This window comes from Tardiphaga sp. 37S4 (assembly GCF_021044645.1).
Lineage (GTDB): Bacteria > Pseudomonadota > Alphaproteobacteria > Rhizobiales > Xanthobacteraceae > Tardiphaga > Tardiphaga robiniae.
In genome coordinates this window covers 3,772,818-3,795,707 of sequence record NZ_CP088008.1, presented here as the reverse complement: position 1 = coordinate 3,795,707, position 22,890 = coordinate 3,772,818, and the positions used below count along the sequence as shown (strand labels likewise).

Annotated in this window: 20 protein-coding genes; 16 read left to right on the top strand and 4 right to left on the bottom strand. The window is 61.5% G+C overall.

Going from position 1 to position 22,890, the window contains the following annotated elements:
• Position 1 precedes the first annotated feature (1 nt).
• Positions 2-1,486, bottom strand: a complete 1,485-nt coding sequence (locus LPB73_RS18095; RefSeq protein WP_231077743.1) for an aldehyde dehydrogenase family protein — start codon at positions 1,484-1,486, stop codon at positions 2-4.
• Between the two features lie 129 nt (positions 1,487-1,615).
• On the opposite strand from LPB73_RS18095, the gene LPB73_RS18090 reads away from it, so the two are divergent.
• The 3 genes from LPB73_RS18090 (at position 1,616) to LPB73_RS18080 (ending at position 4,664) form a co-directional block, all read left to right on the top strand.
• A complete protein-coding gene (locus LPB73_RS18090) occupies positions 1,616-2,692 on the top strand; it encodes a substrate-binding domain-containing protein (protein WP_231077742.1) in 1,077 nt (358 codons plus the stop codon).
• 107 nt (positions 2,693-2,799) lie between these two features.
• Entirely contained in the window at positions 2,800-3,651 is an 852-nt protein-coding gene (locus tag LPB73_RS18085; protein WP_231077741.1) for an SDR family NAD(P)-dependent oxidoreductase, read from the top strand.
• A 32-nt stretch (positions 3,652-3,683) separates the two neighbouring features.
• A complete protein-coding gene (locus tag LPB73_RS18080; protein WP_120288830.1) occupies positions 3,684-4,664 on the top strand; it encodes an aldo/keto reductase in 981 nt (326 codons plus the stop codon).
• A gap of 58 nt (positions 4,665-4,722) precedes the next feature.
• Here LPB73_RS18080 and LPB73_RS18075 read toward each other — a convergent pair whose 3' ends face one another.
• Complete coding sequence (locus tag LPB73_RS18075) at positions 4,723-6,225, bottom strand: aldehyde dehydrogenase (protein WP_231077740.1); 1,503 nt, start codon at positions 6,223-6,225, stop codon at positions 4,723-4,725.
• A 300-nt stretch (positions 6,226-6,525) separates the two neighbouring features.
• Here LPB73_RS18075 and LPB73_RS18070 point away from each other — a divergent pair, with 300 nt between their 5' ends.
• The gene (locus LPB73_RS18070) at positions 6,526-6,705 is read left to right on the top strand and encodes a hypothetical protein (RefSeq protein ID WP_093761044.1); all 180 of its coding nucleotides are present in this window, start codon (positions 6,526-6,528) and stop codon (positions 6,703-6,705) included.
• A 111-nt stretch (positions 6,706-6,816) separates the two neighbouring features.
• On the top strand, positions 6,817-7,053 hold the full coding sequence (locus LPB73_RS18065; protein WP_093761042.1) for a hypothetical protein: 237 nt from the start codon (positions 6,817-6,819) through the stop codon (positions 7,051-7,053).
• A 238-nt stretch (positions 7,054-7,291) separates the two neighbouring features.
• Here LPB73_RS18065 and LPB73_RS18060 read toward each other — a convergent pair whose 3' ends face one another.
• Together LPB73_RS18060 and LPB73_RS18055 are read right to left on the bottom strand one after the other, a co-directional pair.
• On the bottom strand, positions 7,292-7,534 hold the full coding sequence (locus tag LPB73_RS18060; protein WP_120288832.1) for a hypothetical protein: 243 nt from the start codon (positions 7,532-7,534) through the stop codon (positions 7,292-7,294).
• A gap of 79 nt (positions 7,535-7,613) precedes the next feature.
• Positions 7,614-8,414: a GntR family transcriptional regulator gene (locus LPB73_RS18055; RefSeq protein WP_231077739.1), complete on the bottom strand. Its 801-nt coding sequence runs from the start codon at positions 8,412-8,414 to the stop codon at positions 7,614-7,616.
• 191 nt (positions 8,415-8,605) lie between these two features.
• Between LPB73_RS18055 and LPB73_RS18050 the strand changes: the two genes are divergently transcribed.
• The 11 genes from LPB73_RS18050 (at position 8,606) to LPB73_RS18000 (ending at position 22,873) form a co-directional block, all read left to right on the top strand.
• Positions 8,606-8,767 carry a hypothetical protein gene (locus tag LPB73_RS18050; RefSeq protein WP_231077738.1) on the top strand — a complete coding sequence of 54 codons (162 nt, stop codon included), beginning with the start codon at positions 8,606-8,608 and terminating at the stop codon, positions 8,765-8,767.
• Positions 8,764-9,825 (top strand): ABC transporter ATP-binding protein, encoded by a 1,062-nt coding sequence (locus tag LPB73_RS18045; RefSeq protein ID WP_414716803.1) that lies wholly within the window; start codon positions 8,764-8,766, stop codon positions 9,823-9,825. Before LPB73_RS18050 ends, LPB73_RS18045 begins: the two co-directional genes overlap by 4 nt.
• Before the next feature lie 8 nt (positions 9,826-9,833).
• Positions 9,834-10,856: an ABC transporter ATP-binding protein gene (locus LPB73_RS18040; RefSeq protein ID WP_231081178.1), complete on the top strand. Its 1,023-nt coding sequence runs from the start codon at positions 9,834-9,836 to the stop codon at positions 10,854-10,856.
• Between the two features lie 19 nt (positions 10,857-10,875).
• A complete protein-coding gene (locus LPB73_RS18035; RefSeq protein ID WP_231077737.1) occupies positions 10,876-12,429 on the top strand; it encodes an ABC transporter substrate-binding protein in 1,554 nt (517 codons plus the stop codon).
• 63 nt (positions 12,430-12,492) lie between these two features.
• Complete coding sequence (locus LPB73_RS18030; protein WP_068737345.1) at positions 12,493-13,449, top strand: ABC transporter permease; 957 nt, start codon at positions 12,493-12,495, stop codon at positions 13,447-13,449.
• Positions 13,446-14,321 (top strand): ABC transporter permease, encoded by an 876-nt coding sequence (locus LPB73_RS18025; protein ID WP_120288836.1) that lies wholly within the window; start codon positions 13,446-13,448, stop codon positions 14,319-14,321. The genes LPB73_RS18030 and LPB73_RS18025 overlap by 4 nt, the downstream gene beginning before the upstream one ends.
• A gap of 27 nt (positions 14,322-14,348) precedes the next feature.
• On the top strand, positions 14,349-16,064 hold the full coding sequence (locus LPB73_RS18020) for an AMP-binding protein (RefSeq protein ID WP_231077736.1): 1,716 nt from the start codon (positions 14,349-14,351) through the stop codon (positions 16,062-16,064).
• Between the two features lie 73 nt (positions 16,065-16,137).
• Positions 16,138-19,449: a carboxyl transferase domain-containing protein gene (locus tag LPB73_RS18015; RefSeq protein WP_231077735.1), complete on the top strand. Its 3,312-nt coding sequence runs from the start codon at positions 16,138-16,140 to the stop codon at positions 19,447-19,449.
• 41 nt (positions 19,450-19,490) lie between these two features.
• Positions 19,491-20,453 (top strand): hypothetical protein, encoded by a 963-nt coding sequence (locus tag LPB73_RS18010; RefSeq protein ID WP_231077734.1) that lies wholly within the window; start codon positions 19,491-19,493, stop codon positions 20,451-20,453.
• A gap of 147 nt (positions 20,454-20,600) precedes the next feature.
• Positions 20,601-20,936, top strand: a complete 336-nt coding sequence (locus LPB73_RS18005; RefSeq protein WP_231077733.1) for a hypothetical protein — start codon at positions 20,601-20,603, stop codon at positions 20,934-20,936.
• Between the two features lie 197 nt (positions 20,937-21,133).
• Positions 21,134-22,873: an adenylate/guanylate cyclase domain-containing protein gene (locus LPB73_RS18000; RefSeq protein ID WP_231077732.1), complete on the top strand. Its 1,740-nt coding sequence runs from the start codon at positions 21,134-21,136 to the stop codon at positions 22,871-22,873.
• Positions 22,874-22,890: the final 17 nt, after the last annotated feature.

The window sequence follows — 22,890 nt, the reverse complement described above, 5'->3', positions numbered from 1 at the left end:
CTCAGACGTTGAGATTCATCCAGACGGCCTTGGGTTCGGTAAAGTTCTCAAGCGCAGCATCGCCGTGTTCGCGGCCGAAACCGGAATCGCGCGAGCCGCCCCAGGGGAGCCGGACATCCGTATAACCATAAGTGTTGATCCAGACCGTGCCGGCCTTCACCTGTTTGGCGAAGCGCTGCACGCGGCCAATATCCGAGCTCCAGACACCGGCGGCGAGGCTGTATTTCGTGCCATTGGCCTTGCTGATGGCATCGGCCTCGTCGAAGAACCGGATAATGCTGACGACCGGGCCGAAGATCTCCTCCTGCGAGACGCGCATCTCGTGTTCTACATTGCCGAACACTGTGGGGGCGACGAAATAGCCGCGATCACCGATGCGCGTGCCGCCGGTCGTCACGGTTGCGCCTTCCCGGGTGCCGATATCGACATATTCCAGCACCCGCTTCATCTGCAATTCGGAGACGATCGGTCCCATCGTCGTGCCGGACTGCGTGGGATCGCCGACGCGGATTGCCTTGGCACGGGCCGTCATGCGCTCCACGACCTCGTCATAGACGGACGCATGCGCGAGAATGCGCGAACCGGCCGAGCAGACCTGGCCGGAATTGAAGAAGATGCCGGAAGCGGCGGCCTTGGTGGCGGAATCCAGATCGGCGTCGTCGAAGATCACATTGGCCGATTTGCCCCCGAGTTCGAGCGTGACGCGCTTCAGATTGCCGGCAGCGCCGGCGAGGATTTCGCGACCGACAGTGGGCGATCCCGTGAAGGTGATCTTGTCAATGTCGGGGTGATCGACCATGGCGCGGCCGGCGGTCTTGCCAAATCCCGGCACGATATTGAGCGTGCCGGGCGGCAGGCCGGCGTCCAGTGCCAGTTCGCCGATCCGCAGCGCCGACAGCGGCGTGATCTCCGCAGGCTTCAGCACGACGGTGCAGCCGCAGGCCAGCGCCGGCGCGATCTTCCACATTCCGATCATCAGCGGGAAATTCCACGGCACGATGGCGCCGACGACGCCGATCGGTTCGCGCACCGTATAGGTCAGCGCGTCATGGCGCGCCGGGATCACCTGTCCGTTGATCTTGTCGGCCCAGCCCGCATAGTAGCGCAGCGTGTCGATGGCGGCAGGCAGGTCCTGGCGCTGCACGGCGGCGAGCGGCTTGCCGGTGTCGAGACTTTCCAGCGCGATCAGTTCCTGCGCGTGATCTTCCAGCAGTTGTGCGAAACGCTGCAGCACGAGGCCGCGATCGGCCGCGCGCATGCGGCCCCACGGACCCTCGAGCGCCCTGCGCGCCGCGCGGACCGCACGATCGATATCGCTGGCGTCGGCTTCGGCGACGACGGCGATGATCTCGCCCGTCGCGGGATTGAGGACATCGAAATATCGGCCGGACAACGGCTCGACCTGCTGGCCGTCGATGAGGAGCCGTTTGCGCGTCAGTTTCGTCGATGCAGAAATGGCAAGATCGGCATGTGAGATCTCTGGCATAGTGTATACCTCCCGATGTTTCGACGATCGGATCAGGAGGGGCATCGACAGTAAATATGAGAACGTGAGTCACGGCGCGGCGGCACATATGCAATCGCGAACATAGGTGGCAGAGCGATAGGTAGCACGATGCGCATCGATATCGAAACCATCTGGCGATTCCGCAAGCCGGGTTCGCGCCAGCCGACATCGGTGATGCTCGGCTTTCTCAAGGACATCAACGAGACCGGCAAGCTGACGCTCGCGGCCAGCCGCAACCAGCTGTCCTACCGCCACGCGTGGAGCCTGGTGAATGACTGGTCGGCCTTCTTCGGCGTGCCGGTGGTCGAGCGGAGCAAGGGCAAGGGCACCAAGCTGACGGCATTTGGCGAGAAACTGGTCTGGGCCGGCGAACGGCTGGAAGCGCGGCTCGGACCGCAGCTCGATAATCTGGCGCAGGAACTGGCGACCGAACTCAAGGAGCTGCTGCCCAATCATCCCGCGGTCATCCGCGTCCATGCCAGTCACGGTTTTGCCGTGTCGAAATTGCGCGAGATGCTGAACACCTCGGCGGGCACGGGTATCGATCTGCGCTATGTCAGCAACCAGACCTCACTGGTGTCGCTGGCGCATAACACCTGCGATCTCGCCGGCGTGCATCTGCCGCGCGGCGAATTGCGCAAGCGCAGCGTCAATGCCTGCAAGGAGTGGGTCGACAACCGCGTCCATCGCGTCGTCGGTTTCGCGACCCGCGAAATGGGCCTGATGGTGAAGCCCGGCAATCCGCTGCGCATCACATCGATGGAAGCGCTGATCAATCCTGCGATCCGCTTCGTCAATCGCGATCAGGATTCCGGCACGGGGTTGCTGTTCGATCAGCTGCTTCGTCAGCACAAGATCGATCCCGAGCAGATCAACGGTTATCAGCAGGTGGAGTTCACCCATGCGGCGGTTGCCGCTTATGTCGCCAGCGACATGGCCGACGTCGCCTTCGGTGTCGAGGCTGCGGCACGGCAATTCGGGCTGGATTTCGTGCGGCTGCTGACCGAGGACTACTATTTCGTCTGCCGCGAGACATTGCTCGACCAGGAGCCGATGAAGCACATTCTGGCGGTGCTACGCGGCGCCGACTTCCGTGACGTGCTGGTCAAGCTACCTGGCTATGCCGCGTCGGACACCGGCGCGATCAAGACCGTGAACGAGGTGTTTCACGGGAAGAAGTCATAGCCATGCGCGAACGGACGCCGGTCCATGCGTTAGCGCTGTTGTGAGATGCCAAGGCGCGCGTTGATGCTATACGCATTTGCGCAAACCTCCCAGTTCTGGAGAACATCATGTCCCATCCCGCTCTGTCCGCAGGCTCTGTTGCCGTCATTACTGGCGGTGCGTCAGGCATCGGCTTGGCCGCAGCGACGGCGTTTGCGCGCTTGGGAATGCGCATCTGCATCGTGGATCTTGGCGAGGATCGTTTGGCTGAGGCGGCTGGCAAGATCGCCAGCGTGGCGCGCGGCGGACGTGACGATGTGATGACGGCCGCTGTCGATGTCAGTGACGTCGGCGCGATGACCAGACTCGCGGCCGATGTGCAGGCCCGCTTCGGCGGCTGCGATGTGCTGATGAACAATGCCGGCATTCAGGTGCCGACCTCGGCGCTCGGTCCGCGCGAGAATTGGGAGCGGCTGCTCGGCGTCAATCTGTGGGGCATCGTCAATGGCTGTCAGGCCTTCGCTGTGGACATGATCGCGCGCAAGCGGCCGGGCCTGATCATCAATACGGGCTCCAAGCAGGGCATCACAACGCCGCCCGGCAATCCCGCCTACAATGTCTCCAAGGCCGGCGTGAAAGCCTATACCGAAGCGCTGGCGCACGAGCTGCGCAACACCGAGGGATGTCAGGTCTCCGCACATCTGCTGATCCCCGGCTTTGTCTTCACGCCGCTCGCGGCTGGCGGGCGCAGCGAGAAGCCGGATGCAGCGTGGACAGCCGAGCAGACCGTGGACTTCATGATGCAACGACTCGAAGCCAGCGACTTCTACATTCTTTGCCCAGACAACGATGTGCCGCGCGCGCTCGACGAGCGCCGCATGTTGTGGGCCATCGGCGACGTCGTCGAGAACAGACCGGCTCTGTCGCGCTGGCACCCCGATTATGCCGATGCCTTCGCAGACTTCGTCAAACGCAAATAGAAAACCAAATAGAACGACAAGGGAGAAACGCCGTGGACTACGTCAAACTTGGAAATACCGGTCTGGATGTCTCGCGTCTGTGTCTGGGCTGCATGACCTATGGCATCTCCGATCGCGGCGCGCATGCATGGACGCTGGACGAGGACAAGAGCCGGCCGCTGATCAAGCAGGCGATCGAACTCGGCATCAACTTCTTCGACACCGCCAATGTCTATTCGGATGGCACGTCGGAAGAAATCGTCGGCCGCGCGCTGAAGGATTTTACAAAGCGCGACGACGTGGTGCTGGCGACCAAGGTCTTCAACCGGATGCGGCCGGGACCGAACGGGGCAGGCCTGTCGCGCAAGGCGATCATGATCGAGGTCGATCACAGCCTGCGCCGGCTCGGCACCGACTATATCGATCTCTATCAGATCCATCGTCTCGACAAGAACACGCCCATCGAGGAGACGCTGGAAGCGCTGCACGACGTCGTGAAAGCCGGCAAGGTCCGCTATATCGGCGCGTCCAGCATGTATGCATGGCAATTCTCCAAGGCGCTCTATACCTCGCGGCTGAACGGCTGGACCGAATTTGTCAGCATGCAGAACCATGTCAATCTGCTGAACCGCGAGGAAGAGCGCGAGATGCTGCCGCTCTGCGCGGACCAGAAGATCGCGGTGATGCCGTGGAGCCCGCTGGCGCGCGGGCGCCTGACGCGGGCCTGGGACGAGACCAGCGCGCGTCAAAATACCGATGAATTCGGCAAGACGCTCTATGTGCAGTCCGAGGAGTCCGATCGCAAGATCGTCGAGCAGGTTGCTGCCGTCGCCAAGGCGCGCGGCGTTCCGCAGGCACAGGTCGCGATGGCCTGGCTGCTGCAGAAAAAAGGCATCACGTCACCGATCATCGGTGCATCGAAGCCGGCGCATCTGACCGATGCGGTGGCGGCGCTGTCGTTGAAGCTGACGCATGAGGAGATCGCTTCGCTCGAAGCGCCCTATGTGCCGCATGCCGTGGCAGGATTCGGCTAGCAGTAGACGTAGGGCGGATTAGCCGAAGGCGTAATCCGCCCTACGCTTTTTGCGTGCTTTAGCTATACCGCTTCTCCTGCCCGTCGTCCGCATACCAGTCGAACGGCTCGTCTGAGAGATTGACGATCACGTTCTGGATCTGGGTGTATTCCTCATAGGCGACAATGCCGTTCTCGCGGCCGATGCCGCTCATCTTGAAGCCGCCCCAGGGCGAGCAGGGATCGATGCGGTGGTGGTCGTTGATCCAGACGATGCCGCTCTCGAGCTGATGTGCCACACGGTGCGCGCGAGTGACGTCGCGGGTCCAGATCGAGGTGGCCAGGCCGAATTCCGTGCCGTTGGACAACGCGATGGCTTCCTCTTCGGTGTCGAACGGGATCACGACGACGACTGGCCCGAAGATCTCTTCCTGCGCAATGCGCATGCTGCCGGTCACGTTCGTGAAGATCGTCGGCTGATGATAATAGCCGTTCTCGAAGGCCTTGCCGTCCGGCCGCTTGCCGCCCGCGGCGAGCGTCGCGCCTTCCTCGAGTCCGATCTTGACATAGCGTTCGGTCAGCTCGCGCTGCTTCGCCGAGACCAGCGGGCCCATCTGCGTCGCCATGTCCTGCGGATCGCCGATCCGGATCGCATTGGTGCGCTTCACCAGTTCGGCGACCACGGTGTCATGCACGGAGCGTTGCACCAACAGCCGAGCACCTTGCACGCAGGTCTGGCCGGTTGCGATGAACGAGGCGAACAGGGCCGCCGCGACGCCGCGCTCGATAGAGGTGTCGTCGAACAGGATGACCGCGGCCTTGCCGCCGAGCTCGGCGGCCACCTTGGTGAGGTTGGCACCGGCCAGTGATGCCACCATCTTGCCGGTCTCGGTGCCCCCGGTGAGATCGATCTTCTTGATGCGCTTGCTGGTGGTCAGAGCCTTGCCGGCGGTCGCACCATAGCCGGGCACGACATTATAGACGCCGTCGGGCACCCCGGCCTCCTTGAAGATGTCGCCGAGCAGAAGAGGTGTGATCGGCGCCAGTTCGCTGGGCTTCACCACCATCGTATTGCCCGCCGCCATCGACGGCGCGATCTTCTTGGTGAGGATCAGCAACGGATGATTCCATGGCGTCACATGGCCGACGACGCCGAGTGGCACCCGGCGGGTATAATTCAGGAAATTGCCGCCGAAGGGCGGGACGGTGTCCTCATGGGTGCGCGCCAGAGCGCCGAAATAGCGAAACCATTCCGGCAGCCGGCCCAGCTGCGCGGTCATTTCGCGGCGGGCGCGGCCGATCTGATCGACCTCGATGGTCACCAGTTCGGGGAGCTTTTTGGCCAGAAGTTCGCCAGCCCGGTGCATGATGTCGCCGCGGACCGCGCCCGGTGTCGCCGCCCAGATTTTGCCGGCGCGTTCGGCGGCGTCGATGGCCAGATCGATATCCTTTTCGTCCCCCTCGGCGACATCGGCCAGATGGCTGCGGTCCTTCGGATTCTCCACCTTGATGGTGCGACCGGTCGAGGCTGGCTGAAACCGGCCATTGATATAAAGCCCGAACGGGCGACCATCGTTCATCATTGGCATGTCCTTGAATTTGCATCGTGATCGGCCTGACGGCGGTAGCCGGTTCGGCGGACTATGACTAATCAGAAACAGGTGATTTTGCGATCAACGCGCGGTTGCAGCGCGGTGATTGAAACGGGTCGCTTAAACCGATTGCAGAAAGTCGCTTGTGGATTTTTTGAGCCCGGAAAGGCGCTCTTAACCGGTATTCATGCACGTTGGCGATGACGCCAACGACTCCGGTATCGTTTAATATTGATGCAACGCTCAGCCGATTATTGAAGGCAACCGAAAGCGCGGCAGGAGATTTTTTCAATGACCAAGTTAGACGCGGAAGTCGACGATCTCATCGCCGCCTGCCACGGCGACACCCGCGGTACCGTGGCAGCACTCATTCTCGTCAATCAGCAACTTGAGACCGAACTGGCCGAGCTGCGTGCGCAGATGGCCGCACGGCCGTTCGATGAGCAGATGGTGCACGCCGTTCTGCACTGATTGGTGACTTGATGCAGCGCAAGTGCGCCACAAGATTCGCGGTGTATAAATTCAATCTCGGCTGGGATTCGGAGCGCCCTTTTGGCGTAATCGGAATTCCGGGATGGAGGTTTGAATGCCCAGACAATTTGGATTGAAGGCGACATCGATTGCAGCGTCAACGCCCGCGACGGCGTGCAAAACGACGCTTGGCCTGATCGGATGGATGTTTGCGCCGAAGAACCGCGTGTCGCGTGGCGCCGCACCGGTGAGGCGCTCATCGGCATACACGGCGCTGCCCTATGCGCCAGCAAGCTGGCGCGGCTCCCGTGGCCGGCGATCGGTCTCGGTCAACTGAAATCCGTGTGACGTTGCGCGCTAGCGTGTCGAGCGTTTGTCCGGTGTGGCTCGTTCCTTAATTGGCGGCTCTTCCAGAAATTTGTTGGTCGGGGATGGGTCGTCCGTCAGCCAGTCCACAAAGTGGACCGCATTCTCGATCCAGTCCATCAATCTCGTCCAGGCGCGTGTCAGGGCATGTGGCATACCGATTAGTCGCAGCTAGCGCGGCTCGGGTTCAGTGGAGCAGCAAGAGCAGTGGATTGGGCTGTCAGGCGGCCTTCATCATTGTCGGCTTATCGTTTCCAGTTGTGCAGTCGGCAGCGATCTGATCGTCACCCAGTTGCCTGCGACGCAGGGCGGACTGCATCTTGCCGAACACCTCGACGACAGTACGGAGCTCCTTGCGCAGCTCTTCGATCTGCGTCGGCTTCGGTCTCTCGTGATATCGCAAATACCCGGCCGCGGCGACGATCTCCGGCGAAAGCGGCGCCTTCAGCTTGATGGCGAGCACCAGTCCTTCTCCGATCGCCTGTTACGTTTTCGCTGATGAATTGCGGTAGCTGCCGTCTGAGCCTACAGCCCCGTCGAATTCATCCGCGCGGAGCGGGCGCAATGTCCGCCGGCATAGCACCGTGCCCATCGCTATGTGTTAGTGCACTCAGGTCGAATGTCTCTCCGCGAATGCGCGATAGGGTGGACAAGGCGCGGTCGCGATCACTTTCCAGAAGCTGACCGAGATGTGTGACAGCGGCATTCGGCTTACGTTGCCGGATCGCTTTCAATGTCGATGCCATCAGGTCGGCGCTGAGTCGGCGGATGTCGCGGGTCTGATAGTCCAGCGGCGTCTTCCAGATGGTTTCCCATACGGTTTGATTGGCAAGGTCGGTGAGCAGTTCGACGAGCAGTTCGTTGCCCGAGCCGCGCGCAATGGTCTTTACCGCGCGCGTCGTTGTGTGTGCGAAAGCCATTGGATCATTGATCTCGACTGCGACTCTCAACTCGTCGCAGCGGCGCGCCAATGTGTCGATGAAGCTTTCGACCGGCGTGGTCGCCATGGTGCGCACTGCCAGCATCGACAGTGCGGTGCGGACATTAAACAGGTCAGCCACCGATTTGAGTGACAGCGGCCTGATATAGGCGCCGCGCCGCGGAAAGATGTCGACCAAGCGCCGGCGCTCGAGAATGCGTATCGCTTCACGAATAGGGCCACGGCTGACGCCAAAATCGCGCGCCAGGTCGAGTTCGACAAGGCGCTCGCCTGCTTTGCGGCGGCCGGAGACGATCTCGGCACCGAGTTCCTCCGCAACCTGATCGGGGATCGTACGCGGCGCAAATCTCCGTTCGACGTCGTGCTGGTTATCATTGAATGGCTTGCGAAGTGTCGCTGCCATGGCCGCCTCCTGTCGATGCACGCTTGCCGCGTCATACGGTCCTGTCTACCGCAGAAGTCAATTGTTGACAATTGACAGTCGATGACCTTTCATTCGGTTACTGTCGCTTCAATACATACCGGCACAAGCCGGACCGCGATGGAACGTCCCGATGCAAGATCTGCAGAACAGGGATGGCAAGGGAGGTGAACATGGCGGCTCTGTTCGCGTCGGCGCATGTCCGACTGACAACACCCCAACAGACACGGGTCTGCGGCTTTCATCCGTATGTGCAAGTGCAGCACCGGCAAACCCTGCAGCAGTGGATGATGCGCGGCGTCACTGGCCGTGTTGCTGCTGGCGAAGCGCGATGACAGGTGCGATCGACATCTCCGCTCCCACGGCAACGCGCGTTGCTGGAATGCCCGACGCGGGCGTTTCGCCGCAGCCGCCTTTGCTCGAAGTGCGCGATCTCTCGCTGTCATTCGTGACGGCGCGCGGCGCTTTGCCGATCACCCGGAACGTAAATTTCACCATCGCGCCGGGCGAGCGCGTTGGTCTGGTCGGTGAGAGCGGCTGTGGCAAGACCGTCACTGGTCTGTCGCTGCTGCGCCTGCTGCCGCCGCAATCGGCGCGGATCCAAGGCGATATCCTGTTCAACGGGACCAATCTGGCCACGCTGTCGCCGCGGCGCATGCGCGCCGTGCGCGGCCGTGAGATCGCGATGATTTTTCAGGAGCCGATGAGCGCGCTCGATCCTGTCTTCACGGTCGGCGATCAGATCAGCGAAGCCTATCGCATCCATTTTCCGGTCGGTCGCGCGGAGGGGCGCGAGCGCGCCATCGCTGCGTTGCGTGAAGTCGGTATCCCCGCGCCGGAGCGGCGCTGCGACGAATATCCGCATCAACTCTCGGGCGGCATGCGCCAGCGCGTGATGATCGCGATGGCGTTGATCTGCAAGCCGAAGCTGCTTGTGGCCGACGAGCCCACTACAGCGCTCGATGTGACCGTGCAGGCGCAGATCACCGATCTCTTGCGTTCGTTGAGCGAGCGCACCGGTACGGCATTGATCTTCATTACCCATGATCTTGGCGTCGTCGCCGAAACCTGCACCCGCATGATCACCATGTATGCCGGTGAGGTCGTCGAGGACGCGCCGGTGGATGACGTGCTGACGCGGCCACGTCATCCCTATACATCCGGACTGCTGCGCTCGCTGCCTAACCTCAGCCCGCGCCGTGGCGTGCTGGCCTCGATCCCAGGTCGTGTGCCATCGCCGAATGCTATGCCGGCCGGCTGCCGCTTCCGATCACGTTGCACGCATGCCGTGGCAGGCTGCGAGCAGAGCCAGCCGATGGTCGAGATCGACAGCGGTCGTACTGCGCGCTGCTGGCGTGCTCCCGAACTCGTGCTGCCGGGAGCGGTGAATTGATGTCAGGCATGCGGAGCCACAAGCGGGACAGCGGCGGGATTCTCGCAGTGCGTGACTTGCGGATCCTGTTTCCGACCCGCGATGGCCGCGACACAGTCAAGGCGATCGACGGCATGGATTTCGAGGTCCGCGCTGGCGAGACCTTTGGCATCATCGGTGAGTCTGGCTCGGGCAAGACCACGCTTGGCCGTGCGCTGGTGTCGCTGCTGCCGCCGAGTCACGGCCAGATTCTGCATGACGGCACCGATCCGGCTGCCCTCAGCACAAGCGCATTCCGCAAGCACCGCCGCGATTACCAGATTATCTTCCAGGATCCGAATGCCGCGCTCAATCCGCGCATGACGATCATCGACAGCGTGGTCGAGCCGCTGGAGATCATGGGCGAAGGCGATCATGCCTCGCGCCATCGCCGTGGCGTCGAGGTGCTGGAGCGCGTCGGCCTTGCCGCCGAAGCCGCCGATCGCTATCCGCATCAGCTGTCCGGCGGCCAGAAGCAGCGCGTTAACATCGCGCGCGTGCTGACGTTGCGGCCGAAGGTCATCGTTTGCGATGAGGTGGTGGCGGCGCTCGACGTCTCCATCCGCGGCGACGTGCTCAATCTGTTTGCCGATCTGCAGCGCGAATTCGGCCTGACCTATGTGTTCATCACCCATGACATCTCGGTGGTCTCGCACATCTCCGACCGCATCGCCGTCACCTATCTCGGCAAGCTGATGGAGCTCGGTCCGGCCGAGGATGTGGTCGAGCGGCCACTGCATCCCTATACGCGTGCGCTGTTGTCGGCCGAGCCGGTGCCGTTGCCGTCGCATTTGCGGGTCGACCGCCGCATCATTCTCGAAGGTGAAATTCCGAGCCCGGTGGCGCCGCCATCGGGTTGCCGCTTCCGCACGCGCTGCCCGTCGGTGCAACCGCGTTGCGCCGAAGAAGTGCCAGCCTGGCGCGACGTCAAGCCGGGACACCGCGTGGCCTGTCATTTCGCCACGGCGGACGGGCCACCACCAGACAATCAAAAAGCGCATCGCGCATCATAATCACCGGGAGGATTTTCAAATGAAGACAATTGATCTGGGCAAGCAAATATTGCGTCGTCGTGACATGCTGGCGCTGATGGGGGGCGCTGCCGCAACCGGCGCGCTTGGCCTGTCGGCCTGGGCGCAGGAGGCCAAGAAGGGCGGCGTGTTGAAGGTCGCCGCGCCGGCCAATCCGTCGTCGCTCGATCCGGCCACCGGCGGTGCCGGCTCCGACCACAGCATCCTCTGGACCATGTATGACACGCTGGTGGAGTGGGAATACGAGACACTGAAGCCGAAGCCGGGCATGGCGAAATGGGCGTTCCCCGATCCGAAGACCATGGTGCTCGACATCAGCGCCGGCATCAAATTCCACGATGGCACACCGATGGATGCCGAGGCCGTCAAATTCAACCTCGAGCGCAACCGCACCGACCAGCGCTCCAACGTCAAGCCTGATCTGTCCAGTGTGGATGCGGTCGAGGTCACCGGTCCGCTGCAGGTGACGCTGAAGCTGAAGAATCCCGACACCGCGCTGCCGGCCATTCTGTCGGACCGTGCTGGCATGATGGTGTCGCCGACCAATATCAAGGCGCTCGGCAATGAGACCGACCGCAAGCCGGTCGGTGCCGGGCCGTGGAAATTCGTACGATGGAACGACAACGAGATCATCGTCGTGACCCGCCATGATCAATACTGGCGCCAGGGGCGGCCCTATCTCGACGGCATCGAATTCAACATCATCCCGGAAAACGCTACCGCTTTGCGTTCGGTCGTCGCCGGCCAGAACGATATGGCGTTCCAGCTGCCAGCGCGATTAAAGCCGGTGATCGAGCGCGCCAAGAATCTGGAAACCGTCAGCTCGCCGACGTTGTATTGTATTCAGGTCTACTTCAATTACGGCCGCGCACCGCTCGACAACGTCAAGGTCCGTCAGGCGATCAACTTCGCGCTCGACCGCGATGCTTTCGTCAAGGCGGCGCTCAACGGCCTTGGCGAACCGGCGCGCATGACGCTGCCGAGCTCGCACTGGGCGTTCAACAAGGACGTCGCGGGGATGTATCCCAACAACACGGAGAAAGCGAAGCAGCTGCTCGCCGAGGCCGGCTACAAGGATGGTCTCGAACTGACCATAGGCGGCTATATGGATCAGGATTCCGTGCGGCGTGGCGAGGTGATCCAGGATCAGCTCGGCAAGGCTGGTATCCGCCTGAAATTCACCCGCGGCACCATCGCCGAAATCAGCGCGCAGTTCTTTGCCACCGAGAAAAAGTTCGACCTTCTTGTCTCGGCATGGACCGGGCGTCCGGATCCGAGCATGACCTACGGGCTGAGCTTCGACAAAGGCGCTTATTACAATGCGGGTCGCAGCGGTGAGCCGGAGTTGTCGAAGTTGATCCAGGAGAGCCGCGTCAGCGAAGACCTCGCCAAGCGCGCCGATGTGTTCGCCAAGATCCAGAAATTCACGGTGGAGAATGCCCTGTCGGCACCGCTCGCATTCCAGTTCGAACTCGATGCGCTGTCCGCCAAGGTGAAGGGCTTCAGGCCCAATCTGCTCGGCAAGCCGAAATTCGAAAACATCTCGCTCGGCTAATCCATCGGACACAGTAACCGGCGCCGCGATCATCGCGGCGTCCCTAACTGGTGTGAATTGCGCATGTTGAATTCCGGACGTCTCCGCATCATCGGTCGTCGCCTGTTGCAGGCAATCCCGGTGGTGGTGCTGTCGACCTTCATCGTGTTCGGCCTGCTCAAGCTGGTGCCGGGCGATGTTGCTGTGACGCTTGCTGGCGACAATGCGTCGGAGCAGCGGATCGCCGAAATCCGCGAGCTCTATGGTCTGAACCAGCCGTTCCTGCTGCAATATGGCTCATGGCTCTGGAAGGCGGCGCATGGCGATCTCTCGAGTTCACTGATCTCCAACGAAGCGGTGCTGACCTCGATCCAGCGCTGCCTGCCGCATACGCTGCTGATCGTCGCACTCGCGCTGTTCATGGCGATGTTGGTCGGTATCCCCCTGGGCATTGCCGCGGCAACCAAGCCCGGCTCGTGGATCGACGGCTTTGTCATGGCGATTGCCTCGCTCGGTGTCGCCGTGCCGAATTTCTGGCTCGGCATGCTGCTGGTGGCGTTCTTCTCGCTGCAGCTCAATTGGCTGCCGGCCACGGGTGCGGTATCGCTCATGAAAGATCCGTGGGCGTCGCTCAGTCATGCCATCCTGCCGGCGGTGGCGCTCGCGTCCGGCGGCATTGCCGAGGTGGCGCGGCAATTGCGGTCGTCACTCGTCGAGATACTGTCGTCGCAACAGGTTCGCACGCTGCACGCCAAGGGGTTGCCGCCATCGTCGATCCTGTGGCGTCATGGTTTGAAGAATGTCAGCGTCAATCTGCTCACCGTCGTCAGCCTGCTCGCGAACCGCCTGCTCGCGGCGACCGTCGTGGTCGAGGCCGTGTTCGCGATTCCCGGCATGGGCGGGTTGATCGTCAACGGCGCGATGAACCGCGATTTCCCGGTGGTGCAGGGCGTGGTGTTCACCATGGTCCTGATTGTCGTCACGCTCAATCTGCTCACAGACATTCTGTACAGCGTCCTCGATCCGAGGATTTCATCATGACGGATGCTGTGATGGCGCCCGAGCGCCGGCCGGGACGTTTCTCGGGTTTTGTACGCTGGTTCGTCAGTGATCTACGCGGCGCTTTCAGCCTGACTTTCCTCGTCGCGCTGTTCACGATCTCGGTCCTCGGCCCGTGGATCTCGCCATATGCGCCGGCCGCACAGGATCTCGACGCGGCGTTGGCGACCATGTCGACTCAACATTGGCTGGGCGCTGACGATCTCGGTCGCGATACGCTCAGCCGCCTGATCTATGGCGGTATGGCGTCGCTCTATGCGAGCTTCCTTGCGGTCACGATCGCCGTTCTGATCGGCGTGCCTGTCGGCATTCTCGCCGGCTATCTTGGCGGCTGGGTCGATACGGTGATCAGCCGTGTTATCGACAGCTTCCTGTCGTTCCCGGCCATCGTGCTGGCGATCGCCGTGACAGGTGCGCTCGGCATCGGCCTCACCAACGGTATGATCTCGGTTGGCATCGTGTTTTCGCCGCAGCTAGCGCGCCTCGTCCGTGCGCGCACGCTGGTGGTGCGCAATGAGCTTTATGTCGATGCCGCGCGCTGTTTCGGCGGATCAACGCCACGCATCCTGTGGCGCCACGTGCTGCCGAACGCGATCCAGCCCGTCATCGTGCAGGTCACGCTGTTGCTGGCCGCGGCGCTCCTGGCGGAAGCGAGCCTCAGCTTCCTAGGCCTCGGCATTCAGCCGCCGGATCCGAGCTGGGGTTCGATGCTGGCGCGCGCCTATCAGAACATGGAAATCGCGCCCGAGCAGATGTATCCGCCCGGCCTCGCGATCCTGTTCACCGCACTGGCCTTCAACACATTGGGTGAATCGCTGCGCGTCGCGCTCGATCCGACCATGAAACGCAACTGACCAAGACCAAGAACAAGGACGACGGTGATGACCGCAAGCGCCAAAGAAACGGAATATCTCGCCAGGCTGCACGAGCTGTGGGCTAAGGCCTGGCCGAAAGGCACGCCGAACAAGCCGCAATATCTGCATGGCGAAATCGCGCTAACCGAATATTTGCGCGCGTGGGCCAAGCGTAATCCTGAAAAGCCTGCGGTGATCTTTTATGGTCACGTCACCACCTATGCCGAACTCGACGCGCAGAGTGATCGCTTCGCGGCGTTGCTGATGGAGAAGGGCGTCCGCAAGGGCGACCGTGTCGCGGTGTTCCTGCCGAACTGCCCACAATTCCATATCGTATTCTTCGGCATCCTCAAGCTTGGCGCTATCCACGTCCCCGTCAGCCCCCTGTCGCGCGCGTTCGAATTGTCCTACGAATTGAATGATACCGACGCCGAAGTCATCGTGGCGCTGGATCAATTGGCGCCTGTGGTCGACCAGGTACGAAGCGAGTCCAAGCTGCGCGAAGTGATAGTTACCAGTTTTGCGGATGTGCTTCCGGCCAAGCCGACCATTCCCGTCCCAGATTCGATCAGTGCGCCGCGCATTGCCATCTCCGGTGCGACCGATCTGCTGCCGGCGCTGGCTGCGCTGCCCGTGCCAAAGCCGCTGCCGCCCGCCGGACTCGATGATATCGCCGCGCTGAATTACACCGGTGGCACCACCGGCATGCCGAAGGGGTGCGTGCACACCCAGCGCGATATGGTCTATACGGCTGCCGCCAATCACGGCATCTCTGTCGTCGCCAATGAAAACAGCGTCTTTCTGTCGTTCTTTCCAGAGTTCTGGATTGCCGGTGAGAATTTCGGCCTGATCTTCCCGATGTTTACGGGCGCAACGCTCGTCCTGCTGGCGCGCTGGGATGCGATCGGGGCACTGTCGGCCATCGATCGCTACAAGGTCAATGTCACTGCGATGCCGGTCGATGGTGCCGTCGAGCTGATGGATCATCCGCGGTTCGCGGAATTCGACCTGTCGTCGCTCAATCAGGTGCGCGTCGTGTCCTTCGTGAAGAAGCTCAATCCGGCCTATCGCAAGCGCTGGAAGGATCTCACCGGCACGATCCTGACCGAAGCCTCGTGGGGAATGACCGAGACCCATACATCCAACACCCTGACGGCTGGCTTCCAGGATGATGATTTCGATCTTCTGTCACAGCCGATCTTCGTTGGGCTCCCGGTGCCCGGCGCCGAGTTCAAGATCACCGATTTCGAGACAGGTGAACTCGTGCCGCTCGGTGGCGAGGGCGAGATCCGCGTGCGGACACCATCGCTGCTGAAGAGCTACTGGAATAAGCCGGAAGCAACAGCGGAGTCGTTGATCGATGGCTGGCTGCGCACCGGCGATATCGGCACCATCGATACCGACGGCTTCCTGCATTTCCTCGGTCGTCGCAAAGAGATGCTGAAGGTCAAGGGCATGAGCGTGTTCCCGCCGGAGATCGAGGCGCTGCTCGGTCAGCATCCGAAGGTTCTCGGATCGGGTGTGGTCGGTCGCGAAGATGCCGGCAAGGGGCAAGTGCCGGTCGCCTTCATCCAGCTCAAGCCGGAAGAGAGGGGCACCGTCACGCCAGCGGAACTGCAGGCGTGGTGTGCCGAACGGATGGCCGTCTACAAGGTGCCTGAGATCCGCATCATCGACGCGCTGCCGATGACTGCCACCGGCAAGGTGAAGAAGCAGGAGCTCGACGCCAACGCGCCGCAGTAAATCGAAACGTTACATGGCCCCGGGTGTGGATGATGTCACCCCGGATCGCGTCTGTTGTTCACGGAGAGTTTTAATGCCCTTTTGCAAGTTGCTGATTGCCAATCGCGGCGAGATCGCCATTCGTATCGCACGCGCCGCGGCGGACGCTGGCCTTGCCACCGTCGCGACGTATCCGGCCGATGACGCGCTGTCGCTGCATGTACGGATCGCTGACGAGTCCACGGAAATCCCCGGCCGTGGTGCGCGTGCTTATCTCGATATCGAAGGTGTGATTGATGCCGCGAAAGCCACCGGCTGTGACGCGCTGCATCCGGGCTACGGCTTTCTCAGCGAGAACGCCGATCTGGCCCGCCGCTGCGCCGAAGAGGGCATTACCTTTGTCGGCCCGTCACCCGCGGCATTGCAGCTGTTCGGCGACAAGGTCGCGGCCAAGCAACTCGCAAAGCGCTGTGGTGTGCCGATCATCGCGGGCACCACGGGCCCCTCGACGCTTGATGAGGTGAAAGCGTTTTTCACATCGCTGGGTAGCAATGCCGCCGTGATGATCAAGGCCATGGCTGGCGGCGGCGGCCGCGGCATGCGCGTTGTCGAGCGCGCGGAGGATCTCGACGACGCCTATGCGCGTTGCCAGTCCGAAGCCAAGGCGGCCTTCGGCAGCGACGGCGTCTATGTCGAGCGTCTCATTCGCAATGCCCGTCATATCGAAGTGCAAATCATCGGTGATCGGCACGGCGATATCAGTCAGCTCTGGGAGCGTGAATGCACCATCCAGCGCCGCAATCAGAAGCTGGTCGAAGTTGCGCCGAGTCCGTCGCTGTCACATAAATTGCGCAGCCGCATCGTTGAAGCTGCCAAAAATCTTGCGGCGGAGGCGAAGTATGACAGCCTCGGCACGTTCGAATTCCTGGTCGATGGCGAGGCTGGCGAGGGCGATGGCGCCTTCGCCTTCATCGAGGCCAATCCGCGGCTGCAAGTCGAACACACCGTGACCGAGGAAGTGCTGTCGGTCGATCTGGTGCGGTCGCAGCTCGCCGTTGCCGGTGGCGCCACGCTGGCGTCGCTCGGTCTCGATCAGGCCTCGGTGCCGAGCCCGCGCGGCTTCGCCATGCAGCTCCGCATCAATATGGAGACCATGGATGCCACCGGCGCCACCAAGCCGACCGGCGGCACGCTCGCGATTTTCGAGCCACCGTCAGGCCCGGGCGTGCGTGTCGATACGTTCGGTTATGCCGGTTACAAGACCAGTGCGGCCTTCGACTCGTTGCTGGCCAAGGTGATCGTCCACACGCCGTCGTCGAAATGGTCCGACGCCATAGCCAAGGGCACACGGGCGTTACGCGAATTCCGCATCGAGGGCGTCGCCACCAATATCCCGTTGATGCAGGCGATCCTGGCCAACGCCGATTTCCAGGCCAATCGGATCAACACCAGCTTCATCGATCGCAACGTCGCCGATCTGGTCGCTGCCACACTGACAGCGGGCAAGCCGCTATTCGCCGCCAGCGGATCAATCGGTGATGCACGGACCTCCGCCGGCGTCGTACAGCCCGCGCCGGAAGGATCGATCCCGGTCGCGGCGCCGCTGCAGGGCACGGTCGTGTCCATTCCGGTGGCCGAAGGCGATGTTGTCAGGCCCGGCCAGCAACTCGCCATCATCGAATCCATGAAGATGGAGCATCTGGTGACTGCGGAGCAGGGCGGTCGCGTCACGCGGATCGCGGTATCCGACGGCATCACGCTGATGCAGGGCGAGCCCATTCTGTATATCGAACCGCAGGACGTGGCCGGCGACCTCGCCACGCAAGAAGCCGATATCGATCTCGACCACATTCGTCCCGACCTTGCCGAACTGATCGCTCGCCAGGGGATCACGCTCGATGAAAACCGGCCCTCTTCGGTCGAGCGCCGGCGCAAGACCAATCAGCGCACCGCGCGCGAGAATATTGCGCAACTGGTCGATGACGGCTCGTTCATGGAATATGGCAGCCTCGCCATCGCCGGCCAGCGGCGCCGCCGCGCGGTCGATGATCTCATCAAGAACACGCCGGCCGATGGTCTGGTCGCCGGTCCGGCCACGGTCAATGCCGCCAAATTCGGCGAGCATGAGGCTCGCTGCATGGTGATTTCCTATGATTACACCGTGCTGGCGGGTACCCAGGGCCATATGAATCACAAGAAGATCGACCGCATGCTGTCGCTGGTCGAGCAGTGGAAAATGCCGCTGGTGTTCTATGCCGAAGGCGGCGGTGGTCGTCCCGGCGATACCGATCGGCTCGGCATGACGGGTCTCGACGGGCCGTCTTTCGTGCAATTCGCGAAGCTTTCGGGTCTCGTTCCGGTGGTCGGCGTGGTGTCTGGCTATTGCTTCGCGGGCAATGCTGCGATGCTCGGTTGTTGTGACGTTATCATCGCCACGAAGAACGCCTCGATCGGCATGGGGGGGCCTGCGATGATCGAAGGCGGGGGTCTCGGCGTCTATCATCCGGCCGAAGTCGGACCCGTCTCTTTCCAGTCACCGAACGGCGTCATCGATATTCTCGTCGAGGACGAAGAGGAAGCGACACGGGCCGCGCAGAAATATCTGTCCTACTTCCAAGGCGCCGTCACCGAATGGCGTGCGCCTGACCAGCGCCTGCTGCGGCGTGCGATTCCGGAGAACCGGTTGCGCGTCTATGACATCCGCGTGGTGATCGATCTGATCGCTGATGAGGATTCCGTGCTCGAAATCCGGCGCGATTTCGGCGTCGGCATGATCACTGCGTTCATTCGTATCGAAGGCAAGCCATTCGGCCTGATTGCCAACAATCCGAAACATCTCGGCGGCGCCATCGACGCCGCGGCCGGCGACAAGGCCGCGCGCTTCTTGCAGCTCTGCGATGCATTCGACATTCCGATCGTGTCACTCTGCGATACGCCGGGCTTCATGGTCGGGCCGGAGGCGGAGAAGACCGCGATCGTGCGCCATGTCGCGCGTATGTTTGTCACCGGCGCGAGCATCACAGTGCCGTTGTTCGGCATCGTGCTGCGCAAGGGCTATGGGCTCGGTGCCCAGTCGATGATCGGCGGCGGTTTTCACGCCTCGTTCTTCACCGCGGCGTGGCCGACCGGCGAATTCGGCGGCATGGGGCTGGAAGGCTACGTCCGGCTCGGCTTCCGCAAGGAAATGGAGGCAATCGCCGATCCGGTGGAGCGCGAGACCTATTACAAGAACAAGGTCGCCGAACTCTATGCCAACGGGAAGGCGACCTCGATCGCCTCGGTGTTCGAGATCGACAATGTCATCGACCCCGCCGAGACGCGCCGCTGGGTGATGGCCGGCCTGCGTTCGGTGCCGAAGCCGCCGCAACGCGAGGGTCGCAAGCGCCCCTGTGTCGATACCTGGTAGCCACAACGAACCGAAGGCTCACATTCCCGGAGGAGTTTCCAATGATATCAAAAGCATTCGATACGGTGATTGAGGACGCCGGAAATGCACTGATCGGTCCGTGGCGACAGCCCCGACAGATGCTCCATGCGCAGACTTACGACTCTCACGCATCCATCCATGACGATGCCACCGCGCAGAAGCTCGGCTTCAAGGGCGGGACCATCGAGGGCCCGACCCATTTCAGCCAGTTTGCACCGCTCTGCGAACGACTGTGGGGCAAGGACTGGTTCGAGACGGGCTGTATCTCGGCGCATTATCGTGCTGCCGCCTTTGAGGGCGAGGAGGTACAGGCCATTGTCGAAAAGCCGATCGATGGCGGGTATTATTGCACGATCAGAATGGTGAAGCGTGATGGCACCGAAGTGTTGCGCGGCAGTGCCTCAATTGGCCGCGATGCGCCAGCCTCTGCCCTCGACATACGGCTGACCGAACTGAAGCCGCTGAGTGATGCCGTAATCCTGCGCGACATCAAGCTCGGCATGACCACCGCATCGCAGACGGTTCGGATGGATTTCGATCAGAACATGGGCGAACTCTATCCATTCTCGCTTGAACAGAAGCTCAAGGTCATCAGTGAGCCGTCGCCCTATTACGCGCCAGAGAGCGCAGGCAGCTCGCCATGGGGACGTGCGATCATTCCGATGGAAATGCTCAGTGTGTTGTTTCAGCACGGCAGCAAGAAGGATCGTCTGCCGGTCAAGGGGCCGGCAGTCGGCCTGTTCGCTGATCAGGAAATCCGGTTGCTACGAGGTCCGCTGTTCGTTGGAGAAGACTACCGCATAGACCGCAAGGTCGTCGCGATGTCCGGCAGCAAGCGCACCGAGAGCCTGTGGGTGCGCACCGAAGTCTTCGATAGCTCGAACGCGCTGGTCGCGACGATGCTGCTCAATCTAGCGACGCTCAAGGAATCCTACGCCAGCTACGACCAAGAGTATGCTGCGCTTCCTCGAAGCCACGCGTAGCCTGATACGCTATCTTTTGGTTCAGGGGGCGGCCAGGCCGGGACAAAGAGCGTCGGCAATCAGACAAAATCATCCCGGGATGTGACGCTCGTCACATCCACCTCCAGCGGGACGCAGTAAGGCTATGTGCCTTATCTGGAGGCAATCATGAGTGCGTCGGAAGATAAACTGGAGCAGTCCTATCGTCGATTATACCATCGCTTGATGATCGGGGCCGGAGTGATTTGCGCCGTCCTCATGTGTGCGATCGTGGTTGGGAAAACCGCCGCAGTCCCTGCCATCATGAAGCAAATCGTTTCAGGCTTTAACGATGTACATCCGTCGTCGGGGGCGGAGGCGCCGTCGCTACGCGCAGGTCGCAGTTGCCGGCTGAAGAACTCCTGGTCTATGATCGAGATAGCACCATTCGGTCCGGCGGCAGGTATCGATGATTACGGCTGGCGTATCAAAGTCGAGTCGCGTGGCGACGTGGTTGCAATCTAGTCGTCAGGAGCGGCGTCCTGAAATCGCCGTTGTTCAAGTCTAGCTAACAAGTTCTTGGCGGGCAAAATTGAGTGTGATCCGTCCGCGATACCGAGTTTGTGCGCATTAGTGCACAAGAGTGCGGATCAGAACAGTGACCAGCGTGGCTGATGGCTAGATCAAGCGCTTCACTCGCATTCGAGAATCCGGAATGGGTGGTGCGCACACTGCTCTTCGTGGACGTGGTCGAGTCCGTGCGACTGATGGAAGAGAACGAGGCCAGCACCGTACAGCGATGGCGTAAACTCGTTAAAACGATAGATGAAGATGTCCTGCCGCGGTTCGAGGGGCGGCTTGTAAAGAGCCTTGGGGATGGGCTCCTGATGGAATTCCCTCAATCTCCCCTAGCGGTGAGAGCTGCCTTTGCAGTCCAGAATGCGTGTGCGGTTATCAATGAAGGCGTTCCGCAAGATCAGTATATCCTCGTCCGTGAAGGAGCTCACGTCGGTCATCTTCTTGCAGACGAGCACGATGTTTACGGGGCTGACGTTAACCTTGCAGCCCGGCTCACAGGTTTAGCGGGGCCGGGGGAAATTGTTGTATCGGCCGATGTTCGCGACCAACTCGTGCCTGTATTGGATGCCGACGTCGAGGATTTGGGAGCTTGTTACCTTAAACATGTGCATGAACCCGTTCGAGCGTATCGTGTCGGCCCACCAGGGCCGCGACCCGTGATCGAGCCAGGTACTGTATCAATGCCGAAGTTGCGCGCCACTGTCGCGGTCGTACCTTTTACCGGGCTGGATGATGGTCCGGAACATCGGGTCATTGGCGAAGTGCTCGCCGACGAAATCATATCCGCGCTTTCGCGTTCATCGGAGCTGAACGTCATCTCGCGCCTGTCGACGTCTGTCTTTCGCGGGCGGGATAGTTCGGTCGAGGAGATCAGTAGCTATTTGACGGCGAACTACGTTCTGTCGGGCTCTTACCGCAAGGCCGGAAGTAAGTTGCGGGTGAACCTCGAACTGGCATCGTCGTCGAATCTGACAATCGTTTGGTCTGACTCGTTCGTTTGTAGCGCGACAGCTTTGATCAGCGGAAAGGACGGTGCTGTCGCGGGTATTGTGACGGCGGTCAGCTTGGCGATCATGGCGCGCGAGCTTGAACGCGCGCAGTCGCAATCACTCCCGACCGTCGAGAGCTACACGTTGTTGATGGGGGCGATCGCGCTCATGCATCGTCTTTCGGTGCAGGATTTTGACAGGTCGCGCCAGATGCTCCAGGTCTTGACCGAGCGCATGCCCCGACAGGCCGTACCATGGGCATGGATGGCCAAGTGGCACATATTGCGGGTCCAGCAGGGATGGACCGATGACTGGAGTGCGGATACGCAACTGGCGCTCGATTGCGGGCGGCGAGCACTGAGTGCCGACCCGCGGTGTTCCCTCGCGCTGGTGGTTATGGGCTTTGCTCATACCAATCTGCTGAAACAATTTGACGTCGCGCAGGAGCAGTATGACCTCGCGCTGCGCGTCAATCCTAACGATGGGATGGCGTGGCTGCTAAAGGGAACGCTTCTCGCCTTCAAGGATGCAGGAAAGTCGGCAGTCGAACACACCGAGCACGCGCTGAAACTGTCGCCGCTCGACCCTCACAGATACTTCTACGATTCCCTGGCCGCAACGGCTGCTCTCTCCGCCGGGCAATACAAGCGCGCCATCGATCTTGCCAACCGTTCGTTGCGCGCCAATCGCACGCATACATCCACGTTTCGCGCGCTGGCGATCGCGCAATGGCAGCTCGGCCTTCAGCAAGAGGCGCGCAAGACGGTGACCGAACTGATGAAACTCGAGCCGGGCCTGACGGTCGCGAAATATCGCGAGCGTCACCCCAGTGGGGGATATGAAACTGGCCGCATTTGGTCGAGCGCATTGCAGGGAGCTGGCGTACCGAATTAGCAGAACGGGAGCAAAAA

Coding starts and splice junctions, on each gene's coding strand:
- LPB73_RS18015 (WP_231077735.1), top strand. CDS start 16,138: ATGCCCTTTTGCAAGTTGCTGATTGCCAATCGCGGCGAGATCGCCATT.
- LPB73_RS18030 (WP_068737345.1), top strand. CDS start 12,493: ATGTTGAATTCCGGACGTCTCCGCATCATCGGTCGTCGCCTGTTGCAG.
- LPB73_RS18090 (WP_231077742.1), top strand. CDS start 1,616: ATGCGCATCGATATCGAAACCATCTGGCGATTCCGCAAGCCGGGTTCG.
- LPB73_RS18095 (WP_231077743.1), bottom strand. CDS start 1,486: ATGCCAGAGATCTCACATGCCGATCTTGCCATTTCTGCATCGACGAAA.
- LPB73_RS18035 (WP_231077737.1), top strand. CDS start 10,876: ATGAAGACAATTGATCTGGGCAAGCAAATATTGCGTCGTCGTGACATG.
- LPB73_RS18020 (WP_231077736.1), top strand. CDS start 14,349: ATGACCGCAAGCGCCAAAGAAACGGAATATCTCGCCAGGCTGCACGAG.
- LPB73_RS18025 (WP_120288836.1), top strand. CDS start 13,446: ATGACGGATGCTGTGATGGCGCCCGAGCGCCGGCCGGGACGTTTCTCG.
- LPB73_RS18040 (WP_231081178.1), top strand. CDS start 9,834: ATGCGGAGCCACAAGCGGGACAGCGGCGGGATTCTCGCAGTGCGTGAC.
- LPB73_RS18075 (WP_231077740.1), bottom strand. CDS start 6,225: ATGATGAACGATGGTCGCCCGTTCGGGCTTTATATCAATGGCCGGTTT.
- LPB73_RS18005 (WP_231077733.1), top strand. CDS start 20,601: ATGAGTGCGTCGGAAGATAAACTGGAGCAGTCCTATCGTCGATTATAC.
- LPB73_RS18085 (WP_231077741.1), top strand. CDS start 2,800: ATGTCCCATCCCGCTCTGTCCGCAGGCTCTGTTGCCGTCATTACTGGC.
- LPB73_RS18055 (WP_231077739.1), bottom strand. CDS start 8,414: ATGGCAGCGACACTTCGCAAGCCATTCAATGATAACCAGCACGACGTC.
- LPB73_RS18070 (WP_093761044.1), top strand. CDS start 6,526: ATGACCAAGTTAGACGCGGAAGTCGACGATCTCATCGCCGCCTGCCAC.
- LPB73_RS18045 (WP_414716803.1), top strand. CDS start 8,764: ATGACAGGTGCGATCGACATCTCCGCTCCCACGGCAACGCGCGTTGCT.
- LPB73_RS18010 (WP_231077734.1), top strand. CDS start 19,491: ATGATATCAAAAGCATTCGATACGGTGATTGAGGACGCCGGAAATGCA.
- LPB73_RS18050 (WP_231077738.1), top strand. CDS start 8,606: ATGGCGGCTCTGTTCGCGTCGGCGCATGTCCGACTGACAACACCCCAA.